23 protein-coding genes are annotated in these 26571 nt (G+C 71.0%); 11 read left to right on the top strand and 12 right to left on the bottom strand.

The genetic code is table 11. The annotated features are described in order from the left end of the window. Positions 1–144: 144 nt before the first annotated feature. On the bottom strand, positions 145–2433 hold the full coding sequence (locus ACFC1X_RS34470) for a transglycosylase domain-containing protein (RefSeq protein ID WP_376361667.1): 2289 nt from the start codon (positions 2431–2433) through the stop codon (positions 145–147). A 461-nt stretch (positions 2434–2894) separates the two neighbouring features. Between ACFC1X_RS34470 and wblA the strand changes: the two genes are divergently transcribed. Beyond that, a complete protein-coding gene (gene wblA, locus ACFC1X_RS34465; protein WP_064729040.1) occupies positions 2895–3233 on the top strand; it encodes a transcriptional regulator WblA in 339 nt (112 codons plus the stop codon). 33 nt (positions 3234–3266) lie between these two features. Here wblA and ACFC1X_RS34460 read toward each other — a convergent pair whose 3' ends face one another. Together ACFC1X_RS34460 and ACFC1X_RS34455 are read right to left on the bottom strand one after the other, a co-directional pair. Continuing rightward, positions 3267–4628: an ArsA family ATPase gene (locus ACFC1X_RS34460; RefSeq protein WP_376361664.1), complete on the bottom strand. Its 1362-nt coding sequence runs from the start codon at positions 4626–4628 to the stop codon at positions 3267–3269. Continuing rightward, a complete protein-coding gene (locus tag ACFC1X_RS34455; protein ID WP_376361661.1) occupies positions 4625–5602 on the bottom strand; it encodes an ArsA family ATPase in 978 nt (325 codons plus the stop codon). The genes ACFC1X_RS34460 and ACFC1X_RS34455 overlap by 4 nt, the downstream gene beginning before the upstream one ends. Positions 5603–5708: 106 nt before the next feature. Here ACFC1X_RS34455 and ACFC1X_RS34450 point away from each other — a divergent pair, with 106 nt between their 5' ends. The 5 genes from ACFC1X_RS34450 (at position 5709) to ACFC1X_RS34430 (ending at position 9335) form a co-directional block, all read left to right on the top strand. After that, a complete protein-coding gene (locus ACFC1X_RS34450; RefSeq protein WP_003975360.1) occupies positions 5709–5870 on the top strand; it encodes a DUF4177 domain-containing protein in 162 nt (53 codons plus the stop codon). Further along, a complete protein-coding gene (locus ACFC1X_RS34445; protein ID WP_122616794.1) occupies positions 5867–6334 on the top strand; it encodes a RidA family protein in 468 nt (155 codons plus the stop codon). Before ACFC1X_RS34450 ends, ACFC1X_RS34445 begins: the two co-directional genes overlap by 4 nt. Positions 6335–6495: 161 nt before the next feature. Then, positions 6496–7506 carry an alpha/beta fold hydrolase gene (locus tag ACFC1X_RS34440; RefSeq protein ID WP_376361658.1) on the top strand — a complete coding sequence of 337 codons (1011 nt, stop codon included), beginning with the start codon at positions 6496–6498 and terminating at the stop codon, positions 7504–7506. 72 nt (positions 7507–7578) lie between these two features. After that, complete coding sequence (locus tag ACFC1X_RS34435; protein ID WP_376361655.1) at positions 7579–8496, top strand: NUDIX hydrolase; 918 nt, start codon at positions 7579–7581, stop codon at positions 8494–8496. Further along, complete coding sequence (locus ACFC1X_RS34430) at positions 8493–9335, top strand: MBL fold metallo-hydrolase (RefSeq protein ID WP_376361652.1); 843 nt, start codon at positions 8493–8495, stop codon at positions 9333–9335. The genes ACFC1X_RS34435 and ACFC1X_RS34430 overlap by 4 nt, the downstream gene beginning before the upstream one ends. Positions 9336–9516: 181 nt before the next feature. On the opposite strand, the gene ACFC1X_RS34425 is transcribed toward ACFC1X_RS34430, so the two are convergent. After that, a complete protein-coding gene (locus tag ACFC1X_RS34425; RefSeq protein WP_234959425.1) occupies positions 9517–10191 on the bottom strand; it encodes a Crp/Fnr family transcriptional regulator in 675 nt (224 codons plus the stop codon). Positions 10192–10524: 333 nt separating this feature from the next. Here ACFC1X_RS34425 and nth point away from each other — a divergent pair, with 333 nt between their 5' ends. From nth to ACFC1X_RS34410, 3 genes are read left to right on the top strand one after another with little or no spacing between them, the layout of a single operon-like run. Then, positions 10525–11556, top strand: coding sequence for an endonuclease III (nth, locus tag ACFC1X_RS34420; protein ID WP_376361650.1), 1032 nt, complete (start codon positions 10525–10527; stop codon positions 11554–11556). A 52-nt stretch (positions 11557–11608) separates the two neighbouring features. Next, a complete protein-coding gene (locus ACFC1X_RS34415) occupies positions 11609–12322 on the top strand; it encodes an NUDIX hydrolase (protein ID WP_376361649.1) in 714 nt (237 codons plus the stop codon). A 45-nt stretch (positions 12323–12367) separates the two neighbouring features. Continuing rightward, complete coding sequence (locus ACFC1X_RS34410; RefSeq protein WP_376361647.1) at positions 12368–13567, top strand: MarP family serine protease; 1200 nt, start codon at positions 12368–12370, stop codon at positions 13565–13567. Positions 13568–13583: 16 nt separating this feature from the next. On the opposite strand, the gene ACFC1X_RS34405 is transcribed toward ACFC1X_RS34410, so the two are convergent. From ACFC1X_RS34405 to ACFC1X_RS34380, 6 genes are all read right to left on the bottom strand, one after another. Then, positions 13584–13775 (bottom strand): hypothetical protein, encoded by a 192-nt coding sequence (locus ACFC1X_RS34405; protein WP_376361645.1) that lies wholly within the window; start codon positions 13773–13775, stop codon positions 13584–13586. Positions 13776–13902: 127 nt separating this feature from the next. Next, entirely contained in the window at positions 13903–14856 is a 954-nt protein-coding gene (locus ACFC1X_RS34400) for an alpha/beta fold hydrolase (protein ID WP_125493015.1), read from the bottom strand. Further along, a complete protein-coding gene (locus ACFC1X_RS34395) occupies positions 14853–15341 on the bottom strand; it encodes a phage holin family protein (protein WP_376361679.1) in 489 nt (162 codons plus the stop codon). Before ACFC1X_RS34395 ends, ACFC1X_RS34400 begins: the two co-directional genes overlap by 4 nt. A gap of 115 nt (positions 15342–15456) precedes the next feature. Further along, a complete protein-coding gene (gene nhaA / locus ACFC1X_RS34390) occupies positions 15457–16881 on the bottom strand; it encodes a Na+/H+ antiporter NhaA (protein WP_376361643.1) in 1425 nt (474 codons plus the stop codon). A 166-nt stretch (positions 16882–17047) separates the two neighbouring features. Then, positions 17048–19003, bottom strand: coding sequence for an acetate--CoA ligase (gene acs, locus ACFC1X_RS34385; RefSeq protein WP_376361641.1), 1956 nt, complete (start codon positions 19001–19003; stop codon positions 17048–17050). Positions 19004–19197: 194 nt separating this feature from the next. Further along, positions 19198–21564, bottom strand: a complete 2367-nt coding sequence (locus ACFC1X_RS34380; protein WP_376361639.1) for a bifunctional SulP family inorganic anion transporter/carbonic anhydrase — start codon at positions 21562–21564, stop codon at positions 19198–19200. 269 nt (positions 21565–21833) lie between these two features. Here ACFC1X_RS34380 and ACFC1X_RS34375 point away from each other — a divergent pair, with 269 nt between their 5' ends. Continuing rightward, positions 21834–23114: a hypothetical protein gene (locus ACFC1X_RS34375; RefSeq protein WP_376361637.1), complete on the top strand. Its 1281-nt coding sequence runs from the start codon at positions 21834–21836 to the stop codon at positions 23112–23114. Between the two features lie 22 nt (positions 23115–23136). Here the strand turns inward: ACFC1X_RS34375 and ACFC1X_RS34370 are convergent, their stop codons facing one another. Beyond that, a complete protein-coding gene (locus tag ACFC1X_RS34370) occupies positions 23137–24117 on the bottom strand; it encodes an ATP-binding protein (RefSeq protein ID WP_376361635.1) in 981 nt (326 codons plus the stop codon). Between the two features lie 111 nt (positions 24118–24228). On the opposite strand from ACFC1X_RS34370, the gene ACFC1X_RS34365 reads away from it, so the two are divergent. Further along, positions 24229–25053 carry an oxidoreductase gene (locus tag ACFC1X_RS34365; protein WP_365642582.1) on the top strand — a complete coding sequence of 275 codons (825 nt, stop codon included), beginning with the start codon at positions 24229–24231 and terminating at the stop codon, positions 25051–25053. A gap of 353 nt (positions 25054–25406) precedes the next feature. On the opposite strand, the gene ACFC1X_RS34360 is transcribed toward ACFC1X_RS34365, so the two are convergent. After that, positions 25407–26252, bottom strand: a complete 846-nt coding sequence (locus tag ACFC1X_RS34360) for an HAD family hydrolase (protein ID WP_376361632.1) — start codon at positions 26250–26252, stop codon at positions 25407–25409. Positions 26253–26571: the final 319 nt, after the last annotated feature.

The raw sequence follows: 26571 nt of genomic DNA, 5'->3' as shown, positions 1-26571 counted from the left end.
CGCCCCTCGGCCCCCCCCCCCCGGCACCCGCCCCCCCCCCCCCGACCGGCCGCACCCCCCCCCGCGACCCGACTGGCCCCCCCCCGCCAAACCCGGAGGCCGCCCTCACTCGTTAGGCGGTCCTCACTCGTCAGGCGTTCGGCCTCAGTCCCGGCCGCCCGGCCCGTTCCCCGGTCCCTGGATCAGGTTCCCGGGGAAGCCGCCGTCCCCGCCGCCGTTGCCGCCACCGCCGTTGTCCGATCCGCCGTTGCCGGTGCCGCCGTCGATCAGGCCGCCGATGAAGCCGCCGTCGTCGCCGTTGTTCCCGTCGTCCTGGCCCGGGTCCTCGGCCCCTTCGTCGCGGCCCTTGTCCTTCTCCTTCTCGCCGTCCGGGATGTCGACGAGGTTGAAGGAGGGGGAGTCCTTGCCGGCCAGGGCGCCGGTCATGGCGTCCTTCCAGATGGGACCGGGAACCGCGCCACCGAAGACGAGCGGGTGGTAGACGCCGCCGATCGTGATGTTCTTCATCTCGACCTTCTGGGTGGCGCTGCCGACCCAGACGGCGCCCGACATGTTCGGCGTGTAGCCGACGAACCAGGCGTTCTTCCGCTCGTCGGTCGTACCGGTCTTGCCCGCGTTGGCGCGGTCGCTGAGGCCGGCCTCCTTACCCGTACCGGAGTCGACCACGCCCTGCAGCAGCGTGTTCACGCTGTCCGCGGTCTTCTCGGTCATGGCCCGCGAGCACGTGGACTTCGGCACCTCGAGCGACGTCTGCTTGTTGCCGACCTTCTGCGTGATCGACTCGATCGCGACCGGCGTGCAGTACATGCCGCGCGAGGCGAAGGTCGCGTAGGCGCTCGCCATGGTCAGCGGGGACATACCGACCGAACCGAGGGCGAGGGCGGAGGGGTTCTGCGGGAGCTTGTCGCCGTTGCCCTGGTGGACGTTGAGCTTGTCCGCCATCTCGGACACCGGGCACAGGCCGATGTCGGCGAGCATCTGCACGAAGTAGGTGTTGACCGACTTGGCCATCGCCTCCTTCAGGCGGTACGGACCGACCTCCGACTCGTTCTCGTTCTCCACGCGGTAGCCCGAGTCGTTGATCCAGGGCTTGTCACAGGTCTGGATGGGGCTCGGGTAGTCCATGTCGTACGGCGACGAGTACTCCTTCGTCGGCGGTACGTTCTGCTCCAGCGCCGCGGCCGCCAGGAAGGGCTTGAACGTCGAACCCGTCGGGAAGCCGTAGTTGGAGCCGCCGTAGGCCGCGTCGACCGAGTAGTTGTACTCGGTCTCGTTCTTGCCGTAGCCGTACGGCTTCGACTGGCCCATCGCGACGATCTTGCCGGTGCCGGGCTCGACCAGCGTGCTCGCCGCGGCGACCGAGTCCGACTTGTTGACGTGGTCCTTGAGCGACTGCTGCACCGACTCCTGGGCCTGCGGGTCCATCGTCGTACGGATGGTCAGGCCGCCCTGGTTCCAGATCTTGGCCCGGTCCTTGCGGGTCTTGCCGAAGACCTTGTCGCTGAGGAAGACCTCGCGCACGTAGTCGCAGAAGAAGCTGGCGTTCTTCACGGCCGTGATGCAGCCGTTCTTGGGCCGGCTGACCTTCAGCCCGAGCGGGGCCTTCTTCGCCTTGTCGGCCTCCGCCTGAGAGATGTCGCCGACCTGGGCCATCCGCGTCAGGACGGTGTTGCGCCGCTTGGTGGCCTCGGCCTCGTCGTTGACCGGGTCGTACCGGCTGGGCGACTGGACGATGCCGGCCAGGAGGGCGGACTCCTGGATGTTGAGGTCCTTGGCGGACTTGGAGAAGTAGCGCTGGGCGGCGGCCTCGACGCCGTACGCCTGCTGGCCGAAGAAGGTGATGTTCAGGTAGTTCTCGAGGATCTTCTTCTTGCCCAGCTCCTCCTCGACCTGGATCGCGAGCTTCAGCTCCTGGATCTTGCGGCCGAGGGTCTGCTGGGTGGCCTGGGCGACCTTCGTCGGGTCGTCGCCGGCCTCCTCCACGAAGACGTTCTTGACGTACTGCTGCGTGAGGGTGGACGCGCCCTCGGAGACCTCGCCGCTGCGCGCGTTCTTGTTCAGCGCGCGCAGGACGCCCTTGAGGTCGATCGCGCCGTGCTGGTAGAAGCGCGAGTCCTCGATCGCGACGATCGCCTTCTGCATGTACGGCGAGATGTCCTTGAGGTCGACCACCGTGCGGTCGCGCGAGTAGACCGTGGCGATGGTGCCGCCCTCGGCATCGAGGATGGCGGTGCGCTGGCTCAGCGGGGGAGTCTTCAGGTTGGCCGGGAGGGCGTCGAAGCCCTCCACCGACCCCTTGGCCGCCAGCCCCAGCGCGCCCACGGCGGGCAGCGCGATGCCGGCCAGCACCGCTCCCGCGAGCACACTGACACCGAGGAACTTGGCGGCCTGCTGCGTTGGCGACAGACCACCGCCCGAGCGCTTCTTTGGCATGGAGGCAGCCTACGTTCTCATTCGCCGGACACGCGTATATGCCTTGGCCTAAGCTGCACTCAACTGTCACAGCAGTGCGGCCACGTATCAATACGTCCGGCGACCCCGAATCGTTCCGGATCCGCTCGGTTTTTTTCTGAGGGGCCCCCACTGGGGGGCGCGTTGGTGTGTGTCGGCGCGTGCCACGGCGTGTGGATTACGTGTCCGAATCCGCCTTGTGTGTCAATCGGTGTCCGTTGTGGCGCAACAGAGATGACCCGAATGTCGGGATCGTCGCGCATGTCGCCAGCTCACTCCCCCGGGTGATCTGCCGCTTACCCATAGTCCGTTCGGGCCATTCAAGATTGGGCCCGAAGGGGGTGTTGCGCTGTGCCCACCTTCCGTAACGTCCTCAACTGGCGGCGGTGAATATGCCGCTGCCGCCGTGGGGGAGCCTCGATTCGGGAGAGGACGGCGCCGGTATGGGCTGGGTAACCGACTGGAGTGCGCAGGCCGCCTGCCGCACTACCGATCCGGACGAACTGTTCGTTCAGGGAGCAGCGCAGAACAGGGCCAAGGCGGTGTGCACCGGATGTCCGGTGCGGACCGAGTGCCTGGCCGACGCGCTGGACAACCGCGTCGAGTTCGGCGTGTGGGGAGGCATGACGGAGCGGGAGCGCCGCGCACTGCTGCGCAGGCGGCCCACCGTGACGTCCTGGCGTCGGCTGTTGGAGACGGCGCGGACAGAGTACGAGCGGGGGGCCGGCATCCTGCCTCTCGACGACGACGAGGTGTACGAGAACTACATGGCCGTGGGCTGAGCCGCTCCGGGCTCCTCGGACATCCGGTCGGAGTCAGACGTCCGTCTCCGGCAGCTCGGGGTGGACCGTCGCGAGACGGACCCCGATGTCCCGCAGTCCCGCGAGGTCGTGCACGTCACCGGGCAGCGCGGCCACTTCGGTGACCGCCACCTCGGGATGACGCGCGGTGAACCGGTCGCGCGTGCGCTGCTCGCGGGCGAGCAAGTGCATCCGGTCCGCGTGCAGCCTCAGCAGGCCCGAGGCCAGCTGGTCCACCGACCGCTCCGGCGTGCCTGCGTCCGGTGTGTCCGCGTCCGGCGTCGCTGCGTCGGGCGTCGCCTCGTCCGGTACGTCGTCCTCGGGAATGTCTGAACTTCCGTACGTGTCGGGAGAGTTACGAATTCCAGCTTTCCCGCCGTCCTGATCCACAATGCGGGGATCCTCAAGATTTTCCGCGGCGGCGAGCGCCCGCTCGGCCGACAGCCGGTCGGCGCCGCTGCCGTGGACCCTGTTGAGCACCAGACCGGCCAGCGGCATGTCCTCGGCCGCCAGCCGCTCCACGAAGTACGCGGCCTCGCGCAGCGCGTCCCGCTCCGGGGCCGCGACCACGAGGAACGCCGTGCCGGGCGCCTGGAGCAGCTTGTACGTCGCGTCCGCGCGCGTACGGAACCCGCCGAACATGGAGTCCATCGCCGCGACGAAGGTCTGCACGTCCTTCAGGAACTGCCCGCCCAGCACCTTCCCCAGGACGCCGGTCATCATCGACATGCCGACGTTGAGGAACTTCATGCCGGCCCGGCCGCCGACCTTCGCGGGTGCCAGCAGGACGCGGATCAGCTTGCCGTCCAGGAAGGACCCGAGGCGCTTGGGAGCGTCCAGGAAGTCCAGCGCGGAACGGGACGGCGGCGTGTCGACGACGATGAGGTCCCACTCGTCCCTCGCCCGCAGCTGCCCCAGCTTCTCCATCGCCATGTACTCCTGCGTGCCCGCGAAGCCCGCCGAGAGTGACGCGTAGAAGGGGTTGCCCAGGATCGCCGCCGCCCGCTCGGGATCCGCGTGCGCCTCGACGATCTCGTCGAAGGTGCGCTTCATGTCGAGCATCATGGCGTGCAGCTCACCGCCCGCCGAGTCGTCGACGCCCTTCACCCGGCGCGGCGTGTTGTCCAGCGAGTCGATGCCCATCGACTGGGCGAGCCGCCGGGCCGGGTCGATGGTGAGGACGACCACCTTGCGGCCCCGCTCGGCCGCGCGCAGGCCCAGGGCCGCCGCGGTGGTCGTCTTGCCGACCCCGCCCGCGCCGCAGCACACCACGATGCGGGTCTTCGGGTCCTCCAGCAGCGGGTCGACGTCGAGCACGCGCGCGTGGGAGAGGCGCCGCGCGCCCTCCTGGGGCCGGGCGGCCGGGTCCGGACTCATGCGATCCCCTGCTTCCGCAGCTCGGTGGCGAGTTCGTACAGGCCCGCGAGGTCCATGCCCTCGGCGAGCAGTGGCAGCTCGTGCAACGGCAGGTCGAGGTCGGTCAGGACGGACCGCTGCTCCTGCTCCAGCGCGTACCGCTCGGCGTACTCCTCGGCCTGGGCCAGCAACGGGTCCACCAGCCGCTCGGCGTGCCCGCCGCGCCGCGCCCCGCCGAGCCCGGCGCCGGACAGGGACCGCGCCAGCGCCCCGCGCGGGGTGCTCCGTACGAGGTCCAGGTCGGTGGCGTCCAGCACCTCGGGCCGGACCATGTTGACGACGACCCGGCCCACCGGGAGGCGTGCCGCGCGCAGCTCGGCGATGCCGTCGGCGGTCTCCTGGACGGGCATCTCCTCCAGCAGCGTCACCAGGTGCACGGCCGTCTCCCGCGACTTCAGCACCCGCATCACGGCCTGCGCCTGATTGTGTATCGGGCCGACCTTCGCGAGGCCCGCCACCTCGTCGTTCACGTTGAGGAACCGGGTGATGCGGCCGGTCGGTGGGGCGTCCATGATGACGTAGTCGTAGACGAAACGTCCGCGTTTGTCCTTTCGGCGTACCGCCTCGCACGCCTTGCCGGTCAGGAGTACGTCCCTGACTCCCGGCGCGATGGTGGTCGCGAAGTCGATCGCGCCGAGCTTCTTCAGGGCCCGGCCGGCACTGCCCAGCTTGTAGAACATCTGGAGGTAGTCCAACAACGCCAGTTCGGCGTCGATGGCGAGGGCGTACACCTCCCCGCCCCCTGGAGCGACGGCGATCTTCCGCTCCTCATAAGGCAGCGCTTCCGTCTCGAAGAGCTGCGCGATGCCCTGGCGGCCCTCGACCTCGACGAGAAGCGTGCGCTTCCCCTCGGTGGCGAGGGCCAGCGCGAGGGCGGCGGCCACCGTGGTCTTACCGGTTCCGCCCTTGCCGCTGACGACCTGGAGCCTGCTCACGTATTCGAGCGTAACCAGTCCGCGCGCGGAGTACGCCGGAGGCTGTGGACAACGTCGCCGTGGTCGGCCCGCGGAGGGGCCCCGGGCAACGGCTAGAGTCGGCCGCATGACCAAGTGGGAATACGCAACCGTGCCGCTGCTCGTCCATGCCACGAAGCAGATTCTGGACACCTGGGGCGAGGACGGCTGGGAGCTCGTCCAGGTCGTGCCCGGGCCGAACAACCCCGAACAGCTCGTCGCCTACCTGAAGCGGGAGAAGCAGGCATGAGCGCCGTCGAGGCGAAGCTGGCCGAGCTGGGCCTGACGCTGCCCGAGGTGGTGCCCCCGCTGGCCGCCTACCAGCCGGCGGTGCAGTCGGGGCCGTACGTGTACACCTCGGGCCAGCTGCCGATGGTGGAGGGCACGCTTCCGGTCACCGGCAAGGTGGGTGCGGAGGTCACCGCCGAGGAGGCCAAGGAACTCGCCCGCACCTGCGCGCTGAACGCCCTGGCCGCCGTGAAGTCCGTCGCCGGTGACCTCGACCGCATCGCACGCGTGGTGAAGGTCGTCGGCTTCGTGGCCTCCGCGTCCGACTTCACCGGCCAGCCCGGCGTGATCAACGGCGCCAGCGAACTGCTCGGCGCGGCCCTGGGCGACAAGGGCGTCCACGCCCGCAGTGCGGTCGGCGTGGCGGTCCTCCCGCTGGACGCGCCGGTCGAGGTCGAGATCCAGGTGGAACTGGTCCAGGCGTAGCCGGGCGCGATCCGCGGGGGTGGCGTGACGGGGCGTTGCGCACCTCTTTGCCACCCCGGCAACAATCCTCGCCTCCCTGACCTTCCACCCGCAGGATCGGAGCCGGAGACCGGGCCGTGAATCCGGGCCCGGTCGTTCGGCCGTACGTGTCAGGAGGAGTCGTGCCGCAGTCGTCGTCCGTGAATGATCAGTGGGTCCACCGTCTGGTGCCCTCGCCCGCCGGGCGGATCCACCTGGTGGAGCAGGGCAGCGGGCCGCTCGTGCTCCTCGTCCACGGTTTCCCCGAGTCCTGGTACTCCTGGCGCCACCAGCTGCCCGCGCTGGCCGCCGCCGGTTTCCGGGCCGTCGCGATCGACGTGCGCGGGTACGGGCGCTCCTCGCGGCCGGACGCGGTCGAGGCGTACCGGATGCTGGACCTGGTGGCGGACAACGTCGCCGTCGTGGAGGCCCTGGGGGAGCGCTCCGCCGTCGTCGTCGGCCACGACTGGGGCGCGAACATCGCCGCGTACTCCGCGCTGCTGCGGCCGGACGTGTTCCGCGCGGTGGGGCTGCTGAGCGTGCCGTACACCCCGCCGGGCGGCCCGAAGCCCAGCGAGGTCTTCGCCGGCATGAGCGACCCGGCCGGGCCCTTCGCGGGGCAGGAGTTCTACGTCTCCTACTTCCAGGAGCCCGGCCGCGCCGAGGCGGAGATCGAGCCCGACGTACGCGGCTGGCTCGCCGGCCTCTACGCCGCGCTGTCCGCCGACACCATGCCCGGCCCGGAGGAGCCCGACCCGCACTTCGTCGCTCCCGGCGGCAGGATGCGCGACCGGTTCCCGGCCGCAGGGCGGCTGCCCTCCTGGCTGACCGAGGAGGAGCTGGACGTCTACGCGGCGGAGTTCGAGCGCACCGGCCTCACCGGCGCCCTCAACCGCTACCGGAACATGGACCGCGACTGGGCCGACCTGGCGGGACACACGGGCGCCCCGGTCACCCAGTCCGCCCTGTTCCTCGGCGGCGCCCTGGACGCCTCCACGACCTGGCTGTCCGACGCGATCGAGGCGTACCCCACGACCCTGCCCGGTCTCAGCGCCTCGCACGTGCTGGACGGCTGCGGGCACTGGCTCCAGCAGGAGCGCCCCGACGAGACGAACCGGCTGCTCACCGCGTGGCTGGCCGCCCTCCCCGACTGACGTCCGTCCCTGACGTCCGTCCCACCCCTGGGACCACTCGAACATCAGCCCGTCACCGGATAGCCTCCGGCCATGGCGAATGCGCAGGCGAACGGGCAGTGGTACCCACCGGAGTGGCCGGACCGCATCCGCGCGCTGGCGGCCGGCACCCTCACCCCGGTCGCCCCGAAACGCGCGGCCACGGTCATGCTCCTCAAGGACACCGGCGCCGGTACGGCCGTCCACATGCTGCGCCGACGCACCTCCATGGCGTTCGCCGGGGGCGCGTACGCCTACCCGGGCGGCGGCGTCGACCCGCGCGACGACGACCGCGCCATCGGCTGGGCGGGCCCCACGCGCGCGTGGTGGGCGGACCGGCTCGGCGTCGACGAGGCGGGCGCCCAGGCGATCGTCTGCGCGGCCGTACGGGAGACGTACGAGGAGGCGGGCGTCCTGCTGGCCGGCCCGACCGGCGACTCCGTGGTCGGCGACACGACCGGCGCCGACTGGGAGGCGGACCGCGCCGCCCTGGTCGCCCGCGAGCTGTCCTTCGCGGAGTTCCTGGACCGCCGTGGCCTCGTCCTGCGCTCCGACCTGCTGGGCGCCTGGGCCCGCTGGATCACCCCGGAGTTCGAGTCCCGGCGCTACGACACGTGGTTCTTCGTGGCCGTGCTCCCCGAGGGGCAGCGCACCCGCAACGCCTCCACGGAGGCCGACCGCACGGTGTGGATCACGCCGGCGGAGGCGACGGCCGGGTACGACAAGGGCGAACTGCTGATGATGCCGCCGACCGTCGCGACCCTGCGCGGGCTCGCGGCCTGCGGTACGGCGGCCGAGGCGCTGGCGTCGGCGCCGGGCCGCGACATGACCCCGGTGCTCGCGCGGGCGCGGCTGGAGGGCGACGAGGTGGTCCTCTCCTGGCCGGGGCACGAGGAGTTCACCAAGCACGTGCCGAGTACGGCGCGGACACCCGCGACACCTTCCGACCCGACCGGGGGAGCCACCGCATGACGGACGCAGCAGCACTGCCCGGCCAGCCGAGGGGCGGCGTCCTCTCGGGGCCCGCCACCGCACGCGCGGTGAACGTCCTGGCGCCCAACCCCTCCGCCATGACGCTGGACGGCACGAACACCTGGATCCTCGCCGAACCCGACTCCGACCTGGCCGTCGTGGTCGACCCGGGCCCGCTGGACGACGTCCACCTGCGCAACGTCGTCGACACGGCCGCTCGCGCGGGCAAGCGCGTCGCACTGACCCTCCTGACGCACGGTCACCCGGACCACGCGGAGGGCGCCGCGCGCTTCGCCGAGCTGACGCGCACGAACGTCCGGGCGCTGGACCCGGCCCTGCGGCTGGGCGACGAGGGGCTGGCGGCGGGCGACGTGATCGGCGTCGGCGGCCTGGAGCTGAGGGTCGTACCGACGCCCGGGCACACGGCCGACTCGCTGTGCTTCCATCTCCCGGCCGACCGCGCGGTCCTGACGGGCGACACGATCCTGGGGCGCGGTACGACGGTGGTGGCCCACCCGGACGGCCGTCTCGGCGACTACCTGGACTCGCTGCGCCGGCTCAGGTCGCTCACGGCCGACGACGGGGTGCACACGGTGCTGCCGGGCCACGGGCCGGTCCTGGACGACGCCCAGGGCGCGGTGGAGTTCTACCTCGCCCACCGCGCCCACCGCCTCGCCCAGGTCGAGACGGCGGTGGAGAACGGTCACCGGACACCGGGCGAGATCGTCGCCCACGTGTACGCGGACGTCGACCGCTCCCTGTGGCCGGCGGCGGAACTCTCGGTGCGGGCGCAGCTCGAGTACCTGGACGAGCACGGGCTCATCCAGCCACTCGGCTAGGGCCTGTCTGACAATTCCCGTCTGCCTCGCGACGCCATGCACGCACTCTCGCCGCACCGGGCGCAGAGCCAAGTACGTCCAGTACGAGGCTCTACGCCCGGCACGCCGAGAGCACGCACCTGACGCCGCGAGGCCGCCCTCCGGGCGACGACGGGAATTGTCAGACAGGCCCTAGGGCCGGTCAGCGGGAGCGCTTGGCGAGCCGCTCCACGTCCAGCAGGATCACCGCGCGGGCCTCCAGCCGGAGCCAGCCGCGCCCGGCGAAGTCCGCGAGTGCCTTGTTGACCGTCTCGCGGGACGCGCCGACCAGCTGGGCCAGCTCCTCCTGCGTCAGGTCGTGCACCACGTGGATGCCCTCCTCGGACTGCACGCCGAACCGGCGGGAGAGGTCCAGCAGGGCGCGGGCGACGCGGCCGGGGACGTCCGAGAAGACCAGGTCCGACATGGCGTCGTTGGTCTTGCGCAGGCGGCGCGCGACGGCGCGCAGCAGGGCGGTGGCCACCTCGGGGCGGACGTTCAGCCAGGGCTGCAGGTCGCCGTGGCCGAGGGCCAGCAGCTTGACCTCGGTCAGCGCGGTGCCGGTCGCGGTGCGCGGGCCGGGGTCGAAGAGCGACAGCTCACCGATCAGCTCGCTGGGACCGACCACGGCCAGCATGTTCTCGCGCCCGTCGGGGGACGTGCGGTGGAGCTTGACCTTGCCTTCCGTGACCACGTAGAGGCGGTCTCCGGGGTCCCCCTCGTGGAACAGGGTGTCGCCGCGGGCGAGGGTCACCTCACTCATGGAGGCGCGGAGCTCCGAGGATTGCTCGTCGTCGAGCGCCGCGAAGAGCGGGTTGCGCCGCAGAACGTCGTCCACGAGTTCTCTCCTTGTCGACCGGCTCAGAGGATCTTGTTCCCCCGGTGTACCAGGGGTCCGTGGTGCCCATTTTGCCGGACAGTCCAAACAGTGTGATCTGTCACAAGGATGCCGCACTGGTGTCCCGGGGTACGCGGCAGGGGTCCAATTGGACGTCGATCTTCGGGGTCCGGGGCGGATGTCGGTGCCGGGCCGTAGGCTGGCCGGGTGTCCAAATCGCCGGTGAGAGCACAGGCCGAGGGGGCTGCGCGGGTGAGTGTACGTCGCGATTCCGCTGTGGGCGAACAGGGCCCCGATGGCGGTAGGAAAACGGCGAAAGCGACAAAGAGGGCGGTGCCTGCCAAGAGGGTGACCGCGGAGAAGGATGCCGTGAAGAAGACCGCGCCCGCCAAGAAGACCGCGCCCGCGAAGAAGGCGACCTCAGCGAAGAAGGCCGCGCCCGCCAAGAAGCAGGCACCCGCCAAGGCCAAGAAGCAGGCCCCCGCCAAGCGACAGGCTGCCGCCAAGACGCCCGCCGTCGCCCCCAAGAAGGCCTCCGCCGCCGTCAAGGGCGTCGCCCCGGCGAAGACCGTCGCCGCCAAGCCGCCGCGCGGCGAGTCGCGCACCGCCCTGGTACGCCGTGCCCGCCGGATCAACCGCGAGCTGGCCGAGGTCTACCCGTACGCCCACCCGGAGCTGGACTTCGAGAACCCGTTCCAGCTGGTCGTGGCCACGGTGCTGTCCGCCCAGACCACCGACCTGCGGGTCAACCAGACCACCCCCGCGCTCTTCGCCAAGTACCCCACCCCCGAGGACCTGGCCGCCGCCAACCCCGAGGAGGTCGAGGAGATCCTGCGCCCGACCGGATTCTTCCGGGCCAAGACCAAGTCGGTCATAGGGCTGTCGAAGGCCCTGGCGGAGGACTTCGGCGGCGAGGTCCCCGGCCGCCTCGAAGACCTGGTCAAACTGCCCGGTGTGGGCCGCAAGACCGCCTTCGTCGTGCTCGGCAACGCCTTCGGCCGCCCCGGCATCACCGTGGACACGCACTTCCAGCGCCTGGTGCGCCGCTGGCAGTGGACCGAGGAGACCGACCCGGACAAGATCGAGGCCGCCGTCGGCGCGCTCTTCCCGAAGAGCGACTGGACGGACCTCTCGCACCACGTGATCTGGCACGGCCGCCGCATCTGCCACGCCCGCAAGCCCGCCTGCGGCGCCTGCCCCATCGCCCCGCTCTGCCCGGCGTACGGCGAGGGCGAGACGGACCCGGAGAAGGCGAAGAAGCTGCTGAAGTACGAGAAGGGCGGCTTCCCCGGCCAGCGGCTGAACCCCCCGCGGGCCTACCTGGACGCGGGGGGAAAGGCGGCACCGCCGCTGGGGTCCGGGTGACGGAACGATCCCGGGGGCGTCGGGCGTTGGAGTCGGCAGGACGGGGGTGTGGATGACACGGGCGAGCGACACGCAGGGCCACGCGCGGGGCGCGATGCTCAGCAAGGAGGGTCTGCCGGACTGGCTGGATCCGGTGGTGCGGGCCGTCGAGACGGTGCGGCCCACGCAGCTGAGCCGCTTCCTGCCGCCCGCGGACGGCGCCGGCCGCCAGTCCGCCGTGCTGATCCTCTTCGGGGACGGCGCGGGCCGGGCCGGCCGCGGCCCCGAGCTGCTGCTCATGGAGCGGGCCGGCTCCCTGCGCTCCCACCCCGGCCAGCCGGCCTTCCCCGGCGGCGCCCTCGACCCCGAGGACGGTGATCCGCGGGGCGACGGGCCGCTGCGGGCCGCCCTGCGCGAGGCCGAGGAGGAGACCGGGCTCGATCCGGCCGGCGTGCAGCTCTTCGGTGCCCTGCCCAAGCTCTACATCCCGGTCAGCGGCTTCGTCGTCACCCCGGTGCTGGCCTGGTGGCGCGAGCCCACCCCGGTCGGCGTCGTCGATCCCAACGAGACCGCGCGGGTCTTCACCGTCCCCGTGGCGGATCTCACGGACCCGGCCAACCGGGTGACCACCGTCCATCCCAGCGGACACCGGGGCCCGGCATTCCTGGTCGAATCGGCGCTCGTGTGGGGCTTCACCGCCGGCGTCATCGACCGGTTGCTGCACTTCGCGGGCTGGGAGCGGCCCTGGGACCGGGACAAGCAGGTCCCGCTGGACTGGCGCGCATGACAGGGTGGCCTGCGTACCGAAGACGACAAGGCGAGGCCTGAATCAGTGAACGTGCTGGACATCCTGTTGCTGCTGGCCGCCGTCTGGTTCGCGATCGTCGGATTCCGCCAGGGCTTCGTCGTCGGCATCCTGTCGGTGACCGGCTTCCTCGGGGGCGGTCTCGTCGCCGTCTATCTGCTGCCGGTCGTCTGGGACGTACTGACGGACAACGCGGAGGTGAGCACGACCGCCGCCGTCGTCGCGGTCGTCGTCATCATCCTGTGCGCCTCCGTCGGCCAGGCCCTCACCACGCATCTGGGCAACAAGCTGCGCCGGTACATCACCTGGTCCCCGGCCCGCGCCCTGGACGCCACCGGCGGCGCCCTGGTCAACGTCGTCGCCATGCTCCTGGTCGCCTGGCTGATCGGTTCCGCCCTGGCCCGGACCACGATGCCGACGGTCGGCAAGGAGGTGCGGCAGTCCACGGTGCTGGGGGGTATGCAGGAGGTGCTGCCCGCGGGGGCCGACAGCTGGTTCGAGAGCTTCACGTCGGCCCTTGAGCAGAACGGCTTCCCGCAGGTCTTCGGCCCGTTCGCCAACGAGTCGATCCCCGACGTCCAGCCGCCCGACCCGGCGCTGGCGAACAGCCCCGTCGCCGACCGCGCCAAGCGTTCCATCGTCAAGGTCATGGGCACCGCCCCCGACTGCGGCAAGGTCCTGGAGGGCACCGGCTTCGTCTTCGGCGACCGTCGGGTCATGACCAACGCCCATGTGGTGGGCGGCGTCGACGAGCCCACCGTGCAGATAGGCGGCGAGGGCAGGAAGTACGACGCGACGGTCGTCCTCTACGACTGGCGGCGCGACATCGCCGTACTCGACGTGCCGGAACTGGACGCGCCCGCGCTGCGGTTCACGGACGAGGACGCGAGCCGCGACGACGGCGCGATCGTGGCCGGCTTCCCGGAGAACGGCGCGTACGACGTCCGTGCCGCCCGGATCCGCGGGCGCATCACGGCCAACGGTCCGGACATCTACCACCGCGACACCGTCGGCCGCGACGTCTACTCGCTGTACGCGACCGTCCGTCAGGGCAACTCCGGTGGCCCCCTGCTGACGCCCGAGGGCAAGGTCTACGGCGTGGTCTTCGCCAAGTCCCTGGACGACCCCGAGACCGGCTACGCGCTCACCGTGGACGAGATCCGCGAGGACATCAGCGAGGGCCGCACCGCCAACCAGCAGGTGGACAGCGACAGCTGCGCGCTCTGAGGGACAACCGCGCGCTCTAGACCTGTGATCCGCGTTGCTGGCGCAGCCGTACGGAGACCCAGCGGGCCCGGCGGCGCAGGATGCGTGGGATGCCCACCCGTAGGTCCGCACCCGCCAGTTGCGGGGTGCCGGCTCGTCGGTGGATGTTCATGCCGCTCCTGGAGCGGCCGTCGCGTGCTACGTCGTTGTAGTCGTGCGTCCAGCCCATACCCGGACGTGTGCCCCCGCCCCAAGGTCGATAACCGCTCCGAGGGCGCCCAATTGGCCTATGCGCGGGGCAAGTGGCCGTTCATAGGACAAGCGTTCTGGTTCGGATACGGGGTGCGTTCGTTCCGTCACCGATCGGGTTCGGGATCCTTCAGCCAATTGATCAGTTCGGTCGAGAACGCGACCGGATCCTCTTCGTGCGGGAAGTGCCCGAGTCCGTCGAACAGCCGCCAGCGGTACGGCGCTTCGACGTACTGCCCGGATCCGGCCGCGCTCCGCGTCCGCATCACGGGGTCCAGCGAGCCGTGCAGGTGCAGGGTCGGCACCCGCACCGGCCGCTTCATCCGGCGGTAGAACTGGATGCCGTCCGGACGGGCCAGCGAGCGCACCAGCCAGCGGTACGGCTCGACGGAGCAGTGCGCCGTGGAGGGGACGCACATCGCGCGCCGGTACGCCGTCACCGCCTCCTCGTCCAGCAGCCGCGGCCCCGACCAGTCGTGGAGCAGTCGGCCTACCAGCGCGCCGTCGTCCGCGGTGAGTTGACGCTCCGGCACCCACGGGCGCTGGAAGCCCCAGATGTAGGAGCCCGCCCGGCTCTGCCGGACGTCTCCGAGCATGGCCGAGCGCCAGCGCCGGGGGTGCGGCATCGAGGAGACCGCGAGCCGCCGCACCAGCTTGGGCCGCATCGCCGCGGCCGTCCAGGCCAGGTAGCCGCCCAGGTCGTGGCCGACCAGCGCGGCGTCCGGCTCACCGAGCGAGCGGACCACCCCGGTGATGTCCAGGGCCAGACCGGCGGGGTCGTAGCCGCGCGGGGTGCGGTCGCTGCCGCCGACGCCGCGCAGGTCCATGGCGACCGCGCGGAATCCGGCGTCGGCGAGCGCCACGAGCTGGTGCCGCCAGGTCCACCAGAACTGGGGGAAGCCGTGCAGCAGCAGCACCAGCGGCCCGTCGCCCAGCTCGGCGATGTGGAAGCGGGCGCCGTTGGCCGCGACGTCCCGGTGGATCACCTCGTGGCCGCCGGGCATGGCCGGCCGGACGACAGAAGTGGGGGGCTGCCCCGAAGGGGTGGTGGAGCCGGTCATGAGGACGAGCGTGCCACAGCCTCGATGGCTTCGGGGGACCGGTCCGCGGGCAGTTCCGGACGCGGGTGCGGCTTGGCGTTCTGCAGTACGCCCGCCGACTGCTTCACCGAGGCGGCGACCTTCTGCGGGCCCTTGCCCTTCTTGGCCTTCTTCGCGAAGACGATGCCGATCAGCGCGAGGAGGGCCGCGACGAGGACATTCGCCGCGAAGGACAGCAGGAAGCAGACCGCCATGTTCCAGCCGCTCCAGGTCCGGATGCCGTAGGCGAGCGCGAAGCTCAGCATCGGCAGCGAGAACAGGAGGACGGCCCCGGCCGCGGAGAAGGCGCCGCCGCTGGTCGCCCCGCGCTTGACGTCCTGCCTCAGCTGCGCCTTGGCCAGCGCGATCTCGTCGTGCACGAGCGCCGACATTTCGGTGGTCGCCGAGGCGAACAGCTGGCCGATGCTGCGTTCGGTGCCGACCGGGCTGCCGTCGGGTGCGCTCATCGCGGTCTCCCTCTTCTGCTGGCTCATCTGCGTACGGTTTCGTGACGTCGTCCTCGGCCCTGATGCGTCCGGTCCGAGTGCGAACGGTCCCGTTCTTTTGTACCGTCTCGTCAGATCATGCCGGACCGCCGCCCTCATCGCTTGCCCCGCCCTTCACTTCGGCAAGCCGTGCGGCCTCCATCTCCTCGGCGATCCGGCGGTGCTCGGCGGCCTTCTTCTCGTACACGGCGGCCACGCGCAGGTGGTAGGCGGGGTCGTCCTCCTCGTAGATGTCCGGTACGCCGCTGAGGTCGTCGTCGCGCTCCTCGTTGGCCACCATCCCGCGGTACTTGGCGTTCCGTATCTTCAGCAGCACCGTCGCCAGGCCCGCCGCGATCAGCGAGCCGGTCAGGACGGCGGCCTTGACCTGACCGGTCATCGCGGCGTCGCCCTCGAAGGCCAGCTCGCCGATGAGCAGCGAGACGGTGAACCCGATGCCGGCCAGCGTCGCCACCGCGAACACGTCGGCCCACGCGAGGTCGTCGCTGAGCGAGGCCCGGGTGAAGCGCGCGGTCAGCCAGGTGCCGCCGAAGATGCCCAGCGTCTTGCCGACGACGAGCCCGAGCACGACACCGAGGGTCTCCGGCTGGGTGAACACGTCGGCGAGCGCGCCGCCCGAGAGCGAGACGCCCGCGCTGAACAGCGCGAACAGTGGCACGGCCAGACCCGCGGACAGGGGGCGCACGAGGTGCTCGATGTGCTCGCCGGGGGAGTGCCGCTCGCCCTCGCGGGTGTGGCAGCGCAGCATCAGGCCCATCGCGACGCCCGCGATGGTGGCGTGGACGCCGCTGTTGTACATCAGCGCCCAGATCACCAGGCCCAGCGGGACGTACACGTACCAGCCGCGCACGCCCTTGCGCAGCAGCAGCCAGAAGACGCCGAGGCCGACGACCGCGCCGCCGAGCGCGACGAAGTCCAGGCTGTCGGTGAAGAAGACGGCGATGATCAGGATGGCGAACAGGTCGTCGACGACGGCGAGCGTCAGCAGGAAGGCCCGCAGGGCGCTCGGCAGGGAGGTGCCGATGACGGCGAGCACGGCGAGCGCGAAGGCGATGTCGGTGGCGGTGGGCACGGCCCAGCCGGCCAGGGAGCCGCCGCCCGCGGTGCTGGTGACGGTGTAGACGACGGCCGGTACGGCCATCCCGCACAGCGCCGCGACCACCGGGAGCGCGGCGGCCCTCGGGTCCTTGAGGTCACCGGCGACGAGTTCCCGCTTGAGTTCGATGCCGGCGACGAAGAAGAAGATCGCGAGGAGTCCGTCGGCGGCCCAGTGCGCGACGGAGAGGTCCAGGCCGATGGCCGCGGGGCCGAAGTGGAAGTCGCTGACGCTCTCGTAGCTGTCCCCGAGCGCCGGCACGTTCGCCCACACCAGTGCGGCGACCGCGGCGACCAGCAGCAGCATACCGCCGAGGGTCTCGGTGCGCAGCGCCTCCGCGACGTAGTTCCGCTCCGGGAGGGACAGGCGTCCGAAGGCTTTGCGGGGGGTGCGGGGCGCGGTCACGGGGAGGACCTCCGGTCTGTGGGCAGCACTGAAACAGTTGCCGACCAGACTTCCCGGCGCACCATGAGGATCTTGTTGGGTCTCTTACGCGTTCCTCAGACTACCCAAACGGCACAGCGAAAGGGCACCCGGCGGATCTTCGCCGGGTGCCCTCGGAGCAGGGGGGTCAGTCCTCGCTGGGTGCCGCGGGGAGCTTGGTCTGGATGAGGTCCATGACGGTGGAGTCGGTCAGGGTCGTGACGTCTCCGAGCTGACGGTTCTCCGCCACGTCGCGCAGCAGGCGCCGCATGATCTTGCCGGAGCGGGTCTTGGGCAGCTCGGCCACCGGCAGGATCCGCTTGGGCTTGGCGATCGGGCCGAGCGCGGTGCCGACGTGGTTGCGCAGTTCGGCGACCAGGTCGTCGGACTCCGCCGCCGTGCCGCGCAGGATCACGAAGGCCACGATGGCCTGTCCGGTCGTCTCGTCGGCCGCGCCGACCACGGCCGCCTCGGCGACCGACGGGTGGGAGACGAGGGCCGACTCGACCTCGGTGGTGGAGATGTTGTGGCCGGAGACGAGCATCACGTCGTCGACCCGGCCGAGGAGCCAGATGTCGCCGTCGTCGTCCTTCTTGGCGCCGTCGCCCGCGAAGTACTTGCCCTCGAAACGCGACCAGTACGTGTCGATGAACCGCTGGTCGTCGCCCCAGATGGTGCGCAGCATCGACGGCCACGGCTCGGTGAGGACCAGGTAGCCGCCTCCGCCGTTGGGCACCTCGTTCGCCTCGTCGTCGACGACGGTGGCACAGATGCCGGGCAGCGCGCGCTGGGCGGAGCCGGGCTTGGCCTCGGTGACGCCGGGCAGCGGTGTGATCATCATCGCGCCGGTTTCGGTCTGCCACCAGGTGTCCACGACCGGGGTCGCGTCCGCGCCGATGTTCTTGCGGTACCAGATCCACGCCTCGGGGTTGATCGGCTCGCCGACCGAGCCGAGGACGCGCAGCGAGGACAGGTCGAACTTCGCGGGGATGTCGTCGCCCCACTTCATGAACGTCCGGATCGCGGTGGGCGCGGTGTAGAGGATCGTCACGCCGTACTTCTGCACGATCTCCCAGAACCGGCCCTGGTGCGGGGTGTCCGGGGTGCCCTCGTACATGACCTGCGTCGCGCCGTTGGCCAGCGGGCCGTAGACGATGTAGGAGTGGCCGGTGACCCAGCCGACGTCGGCGGTGCACCAGTAGACGTCGGTGGCCGGCTTGAGGTCGAAGACCGCCCAGTGCGTGTACGCCGTCTGGGTGAGGTAGCCGCCGGAGGTGTGCAGGATGCCCTTGGGCTTGCCCGTCGTACCGGACGTGTAGAGGATGAACAGCGGGTGCTCGGCGTCGAACGCCTCCGGCGTGTGCTCGGCGGACTGCCGGTCGACGGTCTCGTGCCACCACTTGTCGCGGGAGTCGTCCCAGGCGACGTCCTGCCCGGTGCGGCGGACGACGAGCACGTGCTCGACGATGCCGGCCCGCTCGGCGGCCTCGTCGACGGCCGGCTTGAGCGCGGACGGCTTGCCGCGCCGGTAGCCGCCGTCGGAGGTGATGACGACACGCGCGTCGGCGTCCTGGATGCGGGTGGCGAGGGCGTCGGAGGAGAAGCCGCCGAAGACCACCGAGTGGGCGGCGCCGATCCGGGCGCAGGCCAGCATCGCGATCGCCGTCTCCGGGATCATCGGCATGTAGACGGCGACCCGGTCGCCCTTCTGCACGCCCAGCTCCAGCAGGGCGTTGGCGGCCTTGGAGACCTCGTCCTTGAGCTCGGCGTAGGTGACGGCGCGGCTGTCGCCGGGCTCGCCCTCGAAGTGGATGGCGACGCGGTCGCCGTGGCCGGCCTCCACGTGCCGGTCGACGCAGTTGTAGGCGACGTTGAGCTTGCCGTCCTTGAACCACTTGGCGAACGGCGGGTTCGACCAGTCGAGCGTCTCGGTCGGCTCCTCGGCCCAGGTCAGCCGGCGGGCCTGCTCGGCCCAGAAGCCGAGCCTGTCTGCCTTGGCCCGTTCGTACGCCTCTGCCGTGACGTTGGCGTTCGCGGCCAGGTCGGCAGGGGGTGCGAACCTGCGTTCTTCCTTGAGCAGGTTGGCCAAGGATTCGTTGCTCACGACATCTCCCTTTCTCAGGGTTGTCCGTTGTGTCCCAGGCCACAGCTCATCAGACCCGGGGGGCCGATGACAAGGGTCGACGGGCAACTGGTTTAGACCTGTCGCGTTCCCTTCGCGGCCCTGGTCACCCGTACCCACGGACGCCGGCGGTGCCGAGTTCAGCCTCTGTAACGCCCGTCACACCCCGGGGGCGGTCAGACGGTCAGGTCGGTCTCCAGCACCCGCTGGAACACGGCCTCCCCGCCGTCCTCGGCGAGCAGGTACGACTGGGCCTCGCCGACGTGGAAGTACATGCCGTGCAGCTCCAGGTCGCCCGCGCCCAGGGCCCGGGACACCGACTCGTGGGCGCGCAGGTGCTCCAACTGCTGGACCACGTTGGCCAGGCAGAGCTGCTCGGCCGCGTCGGCGGCCCCGCGTCCCGCGAGCCGGGGCCGGGTGCCGTCGTCCTCGGGCAGCCGCTCCAGGCTCGGCAGCCCGTGCCGCAGCCACCTCTTGAGCGGCGTCTGTCTGCCGCCGGGCTCGGCGCTGAGCAGCGTCTGCATGGCCCCGCATCCGGAGTGGCCGCACACGGTGATGGACCGCACCTTCAGCACGTCCACCGCGTACTCGATCGCGGCGGCCACGGACTCGTCGCCCTCGTCGCCGGGCAGCGGCACGAAGTTGCCCACATTGCGTACGACGAAGAGGTCGCCGGGGCCGCTGGAGGTGATCATCGAGGTGACCACCCGGGAGTCGGCGCAGGTCAGGAAGAGCTGGGAGGGCTGCTGTCCCTCCCGGGCCAGCCGGGCCAGCTCGCCGCGCACCAGGGGGGCGGTGTTGCGCTGGAAGGCGCTGATGCCGCGCGCGAGTTCGCGTCCGTCGGCCGCACCGGGCGCCGTCTCGGCGGCGTCGCCGGTGGCGCCGGTGGAGTCCGGCCGGCCGGTGCCGGGCGGGGGCGTGGGCGGGCGTTCGCACTGGTGGTTGCGCCAGGGGGTCCAGGGGCGGCAGCGGCAGTTGTCCGTGTCGGCCGGTTCGGAGATACGGATGCCGGGCCGGCGGCCGGTGATGTCGACGGAGCCGCCCTGCGCGGTGTGCGTCTTCTGCCAGTCCTGCAGCGTCTCGAACGCCGCGTGGTCCATGAACGAGCCGTCCAGCTCCACGACCGCGGTCGAGCCGTGCGGCACCTGGTGCAGGATCCGGGTGAGCCGGGGCACCGCGAGGAACGTCAACTGGCCCCGCACGTGTACGTGGTGGACGCCCTCGGTCTCGTCGTGGGTGATGCGCATGCGGGTGAGCCGGTGCAGGGCCACGGCGACGGCGACGGCGATGCCCAGGGCGACGCCCTCCAGGACGCCGAGGAACACCACACCGGTGGTGGTGACCGCGTAGACCAGCACCTCGCGGTGGCGGGTCACCGTCCGGATGTGGTTCAGCGAGACCATCTTGAGGCCGACGGCCATGACCAGGGAAGCGAGCGAGGCGAGCGGGATGAGCTCCAGGGCGGGGACCAGCAGGAGCGCGGCGATCACCACGAGAACGCCGTGCAGCATCGTGGAGTTCCGGCTGACGGCGCCCGCCGCCACGTTCGCGGAACTGCGCACGGCCACGCCGGCGATGGGCAGTCCGCCGAGGGATCCGGAGACGATGTTGGCGGCGCCCTGTCCGAGCAGCTCGCGGTCGAGGTTGGAGCGCTTGACGCGGCCGGTCAGCCCCGGCCGGGCGGCGACCAGCTTGTCCACGGCGACCGCGCCGAGCAGGGACTGCACACTGCACACCAGCGTGGTGGTGAGGACGGCGGCGACGAGCCCGAGCACCGGACCGTCGGGCAGTGTCGCCAGCGCGTGACTGCTCCAGGACGGCAGGTCGACCTTGGGCAGGCGGAGTCCGGCGAGGGCGGCGACCACGGTGGCGCCCGCGACGGCGATCAGGGCGGCGGGCAGCTTGCCCAGGAGCCGCCCGGCCCGGCCCGGCACGCGGGGCCAGAACGTCAGCAGGGTCAGCGTCAGCACGCTCACCGCCACGTCGGCGGGGCGCAGGTTCGCCAGTTGCGCGGGGAGCGCGACCAGGTTGTCGGGCACGGAGCTCTGCGGGGTGCCGCCGAGGACGATGTGCAGCTGGGCGACGGCGATGGTGACGCCGATACCGGCGAGCATGCCGTGCACGATGGCGGGGCTCACCGCGAGCGCCGAGCGGGCCACGCGCAGGCAGCCGAGGCCCAGTTGGGCGAGGCCGGCGACGACGGTGATGGCGCAGGTCGTGCGCCATCCGTACTGCTGGATGAGGTCGGCGGTGACCACGGTGAGGCCGGCGGCCGGGCCGCTGACCTGGAGCGGGCAGCCGCCGATCCGCCCGGCGACGATCCCGCCCACCGCGGCCGCGACGAGGCCGGCCTGGAGGGGGGCGCCGGTGGCGAGGGCGATGCCCAGCGAGAGGGGCAGGGCGATCAGGAAGACCGCGACGGCGGCCGACACGTCGGCGCCCGCGACGCGGAAGCGCCGGGGGCCGCGGGGCGGCGGGCTGTGCGGTGGGTGGACGTGCTCGGTACGGGCCGAATCGGCGTGGGCGGGGACGCAGGCTGACATCTTTTCCCGTCTCCTCCGGGGCTGCGCGTGCCCTCAGTGATTGCGCTCAGTAAACAAAGCGTAATTCAGAGTAAAGAGAAGGCATAGACTTTTCGCGCAAATGGAGTAATGCGCCCCTCGACCGAGTGAACCGGTTATTTCATCGGCTTGTCGTACTAATTCCTTCTCATTTCCGTGTCACCTTGACGGCGCTGACGGCACGGCCCGGCTCAGCACCCGACATCGCCTCGTCGGCGTTGGCCCGAGAGAAGGAAGAAGGTGGGCGGAACATGGCCACCACCCGCAGGATGGCCGCGTGCACCGTGGTCGCGGCGGTCTGCGCCTCCGCGCTCGCCGGTTGCACGCTCGACAGCGGCAGCGGTTCCGGCGAAGGGACACATGGCTCGCAGAGGGAAAAAGGGAAAGCCGCCCCGGCGCCGAAGAACGCGGTCCGCCTGATCGGCGACGGTTCCACCGCGTACACCGGGGCGCAGCCGCACCTGCCGCGCCCCGAACGGCTCAAGCCCGGCCAGAAGCCCCCGCAGTTCGTGGTCTTCTCGTGGGACGGCGCGGGCGAGGACAGTCAGAAGTTGTTCTCCCACTTCCGCGAAGTGGCCAAGGAGAACAACGCCACGATGACGTACTTCCTGAGCGGCGTGTATCTGCTGCCGAAGGAGAAGCGGGACCTGTACAGGCCGCCGCAGCATTCCCCGGGCCGTTCCGACATCGGCTTCAACGACGAGCAGGGCATCGCCGACACCGTCGAGCAGTTGCGTCTGGCGTGGCTGGAGGGCAACGAGATCGGCACCCACTTCAACGGGCACTTCTGCGGCCCCGGCGGCGGCGTCGGCGAGTGGTCGGTCGAGGAGTGGAAGGACGAGATCAGCCAGGCCAAGCAGTTCGTGAAGTCCTGGAAGACCAACACCGGGACGAAGAACGCGGCGCCCCTTCCGTTCGACTACGACAAGGAGCTGATCGGCGCCCGCACCCCGTGCCTGGAGGGCCAGAAGAACTTCGTGCGGGCCGCGAGCGAGATGGGCTTCCGCTACGACAGCAGCGGCGTCAACAACCAGGTCTGGCCGGCCAAGAAGCAGGGCCTGTGGGACCTCTCGATGCAGCTCGTGCCGTTCCCCGGCCACTCCTACGAGCAGCTCACCATGGACTACAACTACATGGTCAACCAGTCGGGCACCACCACCCAGGGCGACCCCGCCAAGCGGGAGTTCTGGGGCGACCAGATGCGTGACAGCCTGCTCCAGGGCTTCCAGCGGGCCTACGACGGCAACCGCGCACCCCTGATCATCGGCAACCACTTCGAGTCCTGGAACGGCGGCACCTACATGCGCGCCATCGAGGAGGTCATCGAGCAGGTGTGCAACAAGGAGGAGGTGCGCTGCGTCTCCTTCCGGCAGCTCGCGGACTGGCTCGACGCACAGGATCCGAAGGTCCTGAAGAAGCTGCGCACCCTCGGCGTCGGCGAGGCCCCCGCCAAGGGCTGGGCGCCCTTCCTGTCGGCCGCGCCCGCACCGGCGCCGAAGGGCGTCCCAGGGGCGCCGGCCGCCAAGCAGTAGCGCGGCGGCCCCCGCGCGGGGGTCACGCGGGGGCGGCGACCTCCTCGCCGAGGACGAAGCCGGGGTCGACCTGCGCCGCCAGGTCGGCCCCGGTGCGCTCGTTGCCCCAGCTCTGGGCGTTCTTCAGGTGGAAGTGGACCATCTGGCGCGTGTAGCGCTCCCAGTCCCGCGACTCGTACGTCTCGTCCACGGCCGTGCGCAAGGCGCGCAGCGCACGGTCGTTGACGTCCTCCAGGAGGTCGAACCGGGGCGGGCGGCCCTTCTCCATGGCGCGCACCCAGTCCGAGTGCCCGACGGTCACCAGGAGGTCGTCGCCGACCTGGTCGCGCAGGAAGTCGAGGTCGTCCGGTCCCTGCACCTTGTTGCCTACGACCTTCAGGGCGACGCCGAAGTCGCGCGCGTACTCCTTGTACTGGCGGTAGACGGAGACGCCCTTCCGGGTCGGCTCGGCGACGAGGAACGTGATGTCGAAGCGGGTGAACATGCCGGAGGCGAACGAGTCCGAGCCGGCGGTCATGTCGACCACGACATACTCGTCACGGCCGTCGACCAGGTGGTTCAGGCACAGCTCCACCGCTCCCGTCTTGGAGTGGTAGCAGGCGACTCCCAGGTCGGCGTCGGTGAAGGGGCCGGTGACCATCAGACGGACGGCCCCGCCGTCGAGCTCCACCGGCCGGGCGCAGGCGTCGTACACCGGGTTGTCCTCGCGCACCCGCAGCAGGTGCGAGCCCTCGCCGGGCGGCGTCGTCTTGATCATCTTCTCGGCGGAGGCGATACGCGGATTGGTGCCGCGCAGATGGTCCTTGATCAGCGGCAGGTGCGCGCCCATCGCGGGCAGCCCGGCCGCCTCCGCCTCGTCGAGGCCCAGCGCGGCCCCGAGGTGCTGGTTGATGTCGGCGTCGATCGCGACGACGGGCGCGCCGCCGGCGGCGAGATGGCGGACGAACAGGGAGGACAGGGTGGTCTTGCCGCTGCCGCCCTTCCCAACGAAAGCAATTTTCATGTTCACCAAGCGTAGTGGCTCGATAGCTGTACGTGGCACACGGGCCCGGTAATACGTGAAGAAGACCACTCATTCGTGGGGTGCGGCGCCGGGATGCGTAGGGTCGTACTCATGAGTACGACAGGCGCGACCGCCGATCCGCTCGCGGCCCTGGGCGCACTGCCCGGCGTGGCCGAGTCCGTGGAGTCCGTACGCAAGGCCGTGGACCGCGTCTACGGCCACCGGATCATGCGGCGCCGCAGCAACGAGATCACCTCCGAGGCGGCCCTGCGCGGCGCCCGGGGCTCGGCCGCGCTGTCCGGGGCGGACTGGGCCCTGGAGGAGGTCCGCAGGCGGACCGACTTCAGCGGTGACGCCGAGGCACGCGCGGTGGGCGCGGCCCTGCGGCTGACCGCCGAGGCGGGGCAGCTGCTCTCCATCTGGCGTCAGTCGCCGCTGCGGGTGCTGGCCCGGCTGCACCTGGTCGCGGCCGCCGACAAGGCGGACCAGGTGGGACGGCCCCGCCAGGAGGGCGAGCCGGTGGACGAACCGCTCGTCGAGCTGCCCCTGCCCGGCGCCGGGGAGGCGCACGGCCGGCTGGACGGGCTCGCCGCGCTGGTCACCGCGGGCGGTTCCGCGCCGGCGCTGGTGACGGCCGCCGTCGTGCACGGCGAACTCCTGGCCCTGCGGCCCTTCACCTCCCACAACGGCCTGGTCGCGCGCGCGGCCGAGCGCATCGTCCTGGTCGGCAGCGGCCTCGACCCCAAGTCGGTCTGCCCGGCCGAGGTCGGTTACGCCGAACTGGGGCGCGCGCCCTACCTGGCCGCGCTCGACGGCTACGTCTCCGGAACCCCTGAGGGCATGGCCGCCTGGATCGCCCACTGCGGCAGTGCGGTCACACTGGGCGCGCGCGAGTCGACGGCGGTGTGCGAGGCGCTCCAGCGGGGGGCGGCGTAGGCGCCGGGCACGCCGGGCAGAGAAATGCGGCGGTACGAGGATTCGTACCGCCGCTGGCATGCCCACCGGGGTACCAAGCGTCCTCGATGTGTTGCCCATCAGGCCGGGTACTTTGCCCGTCACCTGGTGCGGCTGGCCCGTAATCGACGGGTCGACGTCGCGTGGGTGCCCAGTGGCCATGCTCGGTCCGTGGGGCCAAATGCGTTCTCTAAGGTGATCCTTTCGGATGTCCTTGGTCTCGCGGGCCGTTGATTCCTTTGTACTCCTGCCCCCGAGCAAGCGGTAGTGCTCGCCGCACTTCTTTACTTTTGCGCTCATACGCGGGTGAAAGGGCCCTACTGGCGGGCGCGCCGTCAGGCTGCCGCGGACCGCCGTCGGCTCGCGTACCAGACGAGGCCCGCGGTGGCCGCCGCCGCACCGACCGCGGCCGCGGCCACCAGGGCCGGGCGGGGCGGTACGGAAAACCCCCGGATCCGCTGCTTGAGCCGCACCGGCCGGTGGAAATCGAGAATCGGCCACCCGCGCGTGAGAGCCTCGCGGCGCAGTGCCCGGTCCGGGTTCACCGCGTGGGGGTGGCCGACGGCCTCCAGCATCGGCAGGTCGGTCGCCGAGTCGCTGTAGGCGTAGCAGCGGGACAGGTCGTAGCCCTCCGACTCGGCCAGCTCCCGGATCGCCGCCGCCTTCGTGGGTCCGTACGCGTAGTACTCCACCTCGCCGGTGAAGCAGCCGTCGTCGCCCACGATCATGCGGGTCGCCACCACCCGGTCCGCGCCCAGCAGTTCACCGATCGGTTCGACGACCTCGGCGCCCGACGTGGAGACGATCACGACGTCGCGGCCGGCGGTGTGGTGCTCCTCGATGAGGGACGCGGCCTCGTCGTAGATGATCGGGTCGATCAGGTCGTGCAGGGTCTCGGCGACCAGCTCCTTGACCAACTGGACGTTCCAGCCCCGGCACAGCGCGGACAGGTACTCCCGCATCCGCTCCATCTGGTCGTGGTCGGCCCCTCCGGCGAGGAAGACGAACTGGGCATATGCGGTACGCAACACAGCCCTGCGGTTGATCAGTCCGCCTTGGTAGAACGACTTGCTGAACGTCAGCGTGCTCGACTTCGCAATGACCGTCTTGTCCAGGTCAAAGAAGGCCGCTGTGCGGGGCACGGAGTGGGGCAAGGGGTGGTTTTCCACGACCCCGAGCATAGGTGCAGCCCATTCGGCGTAAGGTGGGGCGTGTGGGTTTGCCTGAGAGGGCTCTCGGGTACACCATGGAAGTCACGGATCGTTCGCGACCGTGCTAACCCGGTCCGACTCCTCCCCCCCCGAGTCGGCCGTGGAGACGACCCCCGCTCTCCCCCCCGGCGGGGGTCGTCGCATGTCCGGGTGGGTTTTCCGGCTCTCGTCCTGTTCCGGTCTCCGTGTCGTGGTGACGTACGGAGGCTTTCTTGGCATGCCCATGATCGGCTACTCAGTGTAGTTGCGAGGCTGCTCTGCGGAAGCCGTGCGCGGGGTGCGGACGCGG

This window comes from Streptomyces sp. NPDC056128, assembly GCF_042263835.1.
GTDB lineage: Bacteria > Actinomycetota > Actinomycetes > Streptomycetales > Streptomycetaceae > Streptomyces.
This window is presented reverse-complemented; position numbering and strand designations above follow the sequence as displayed.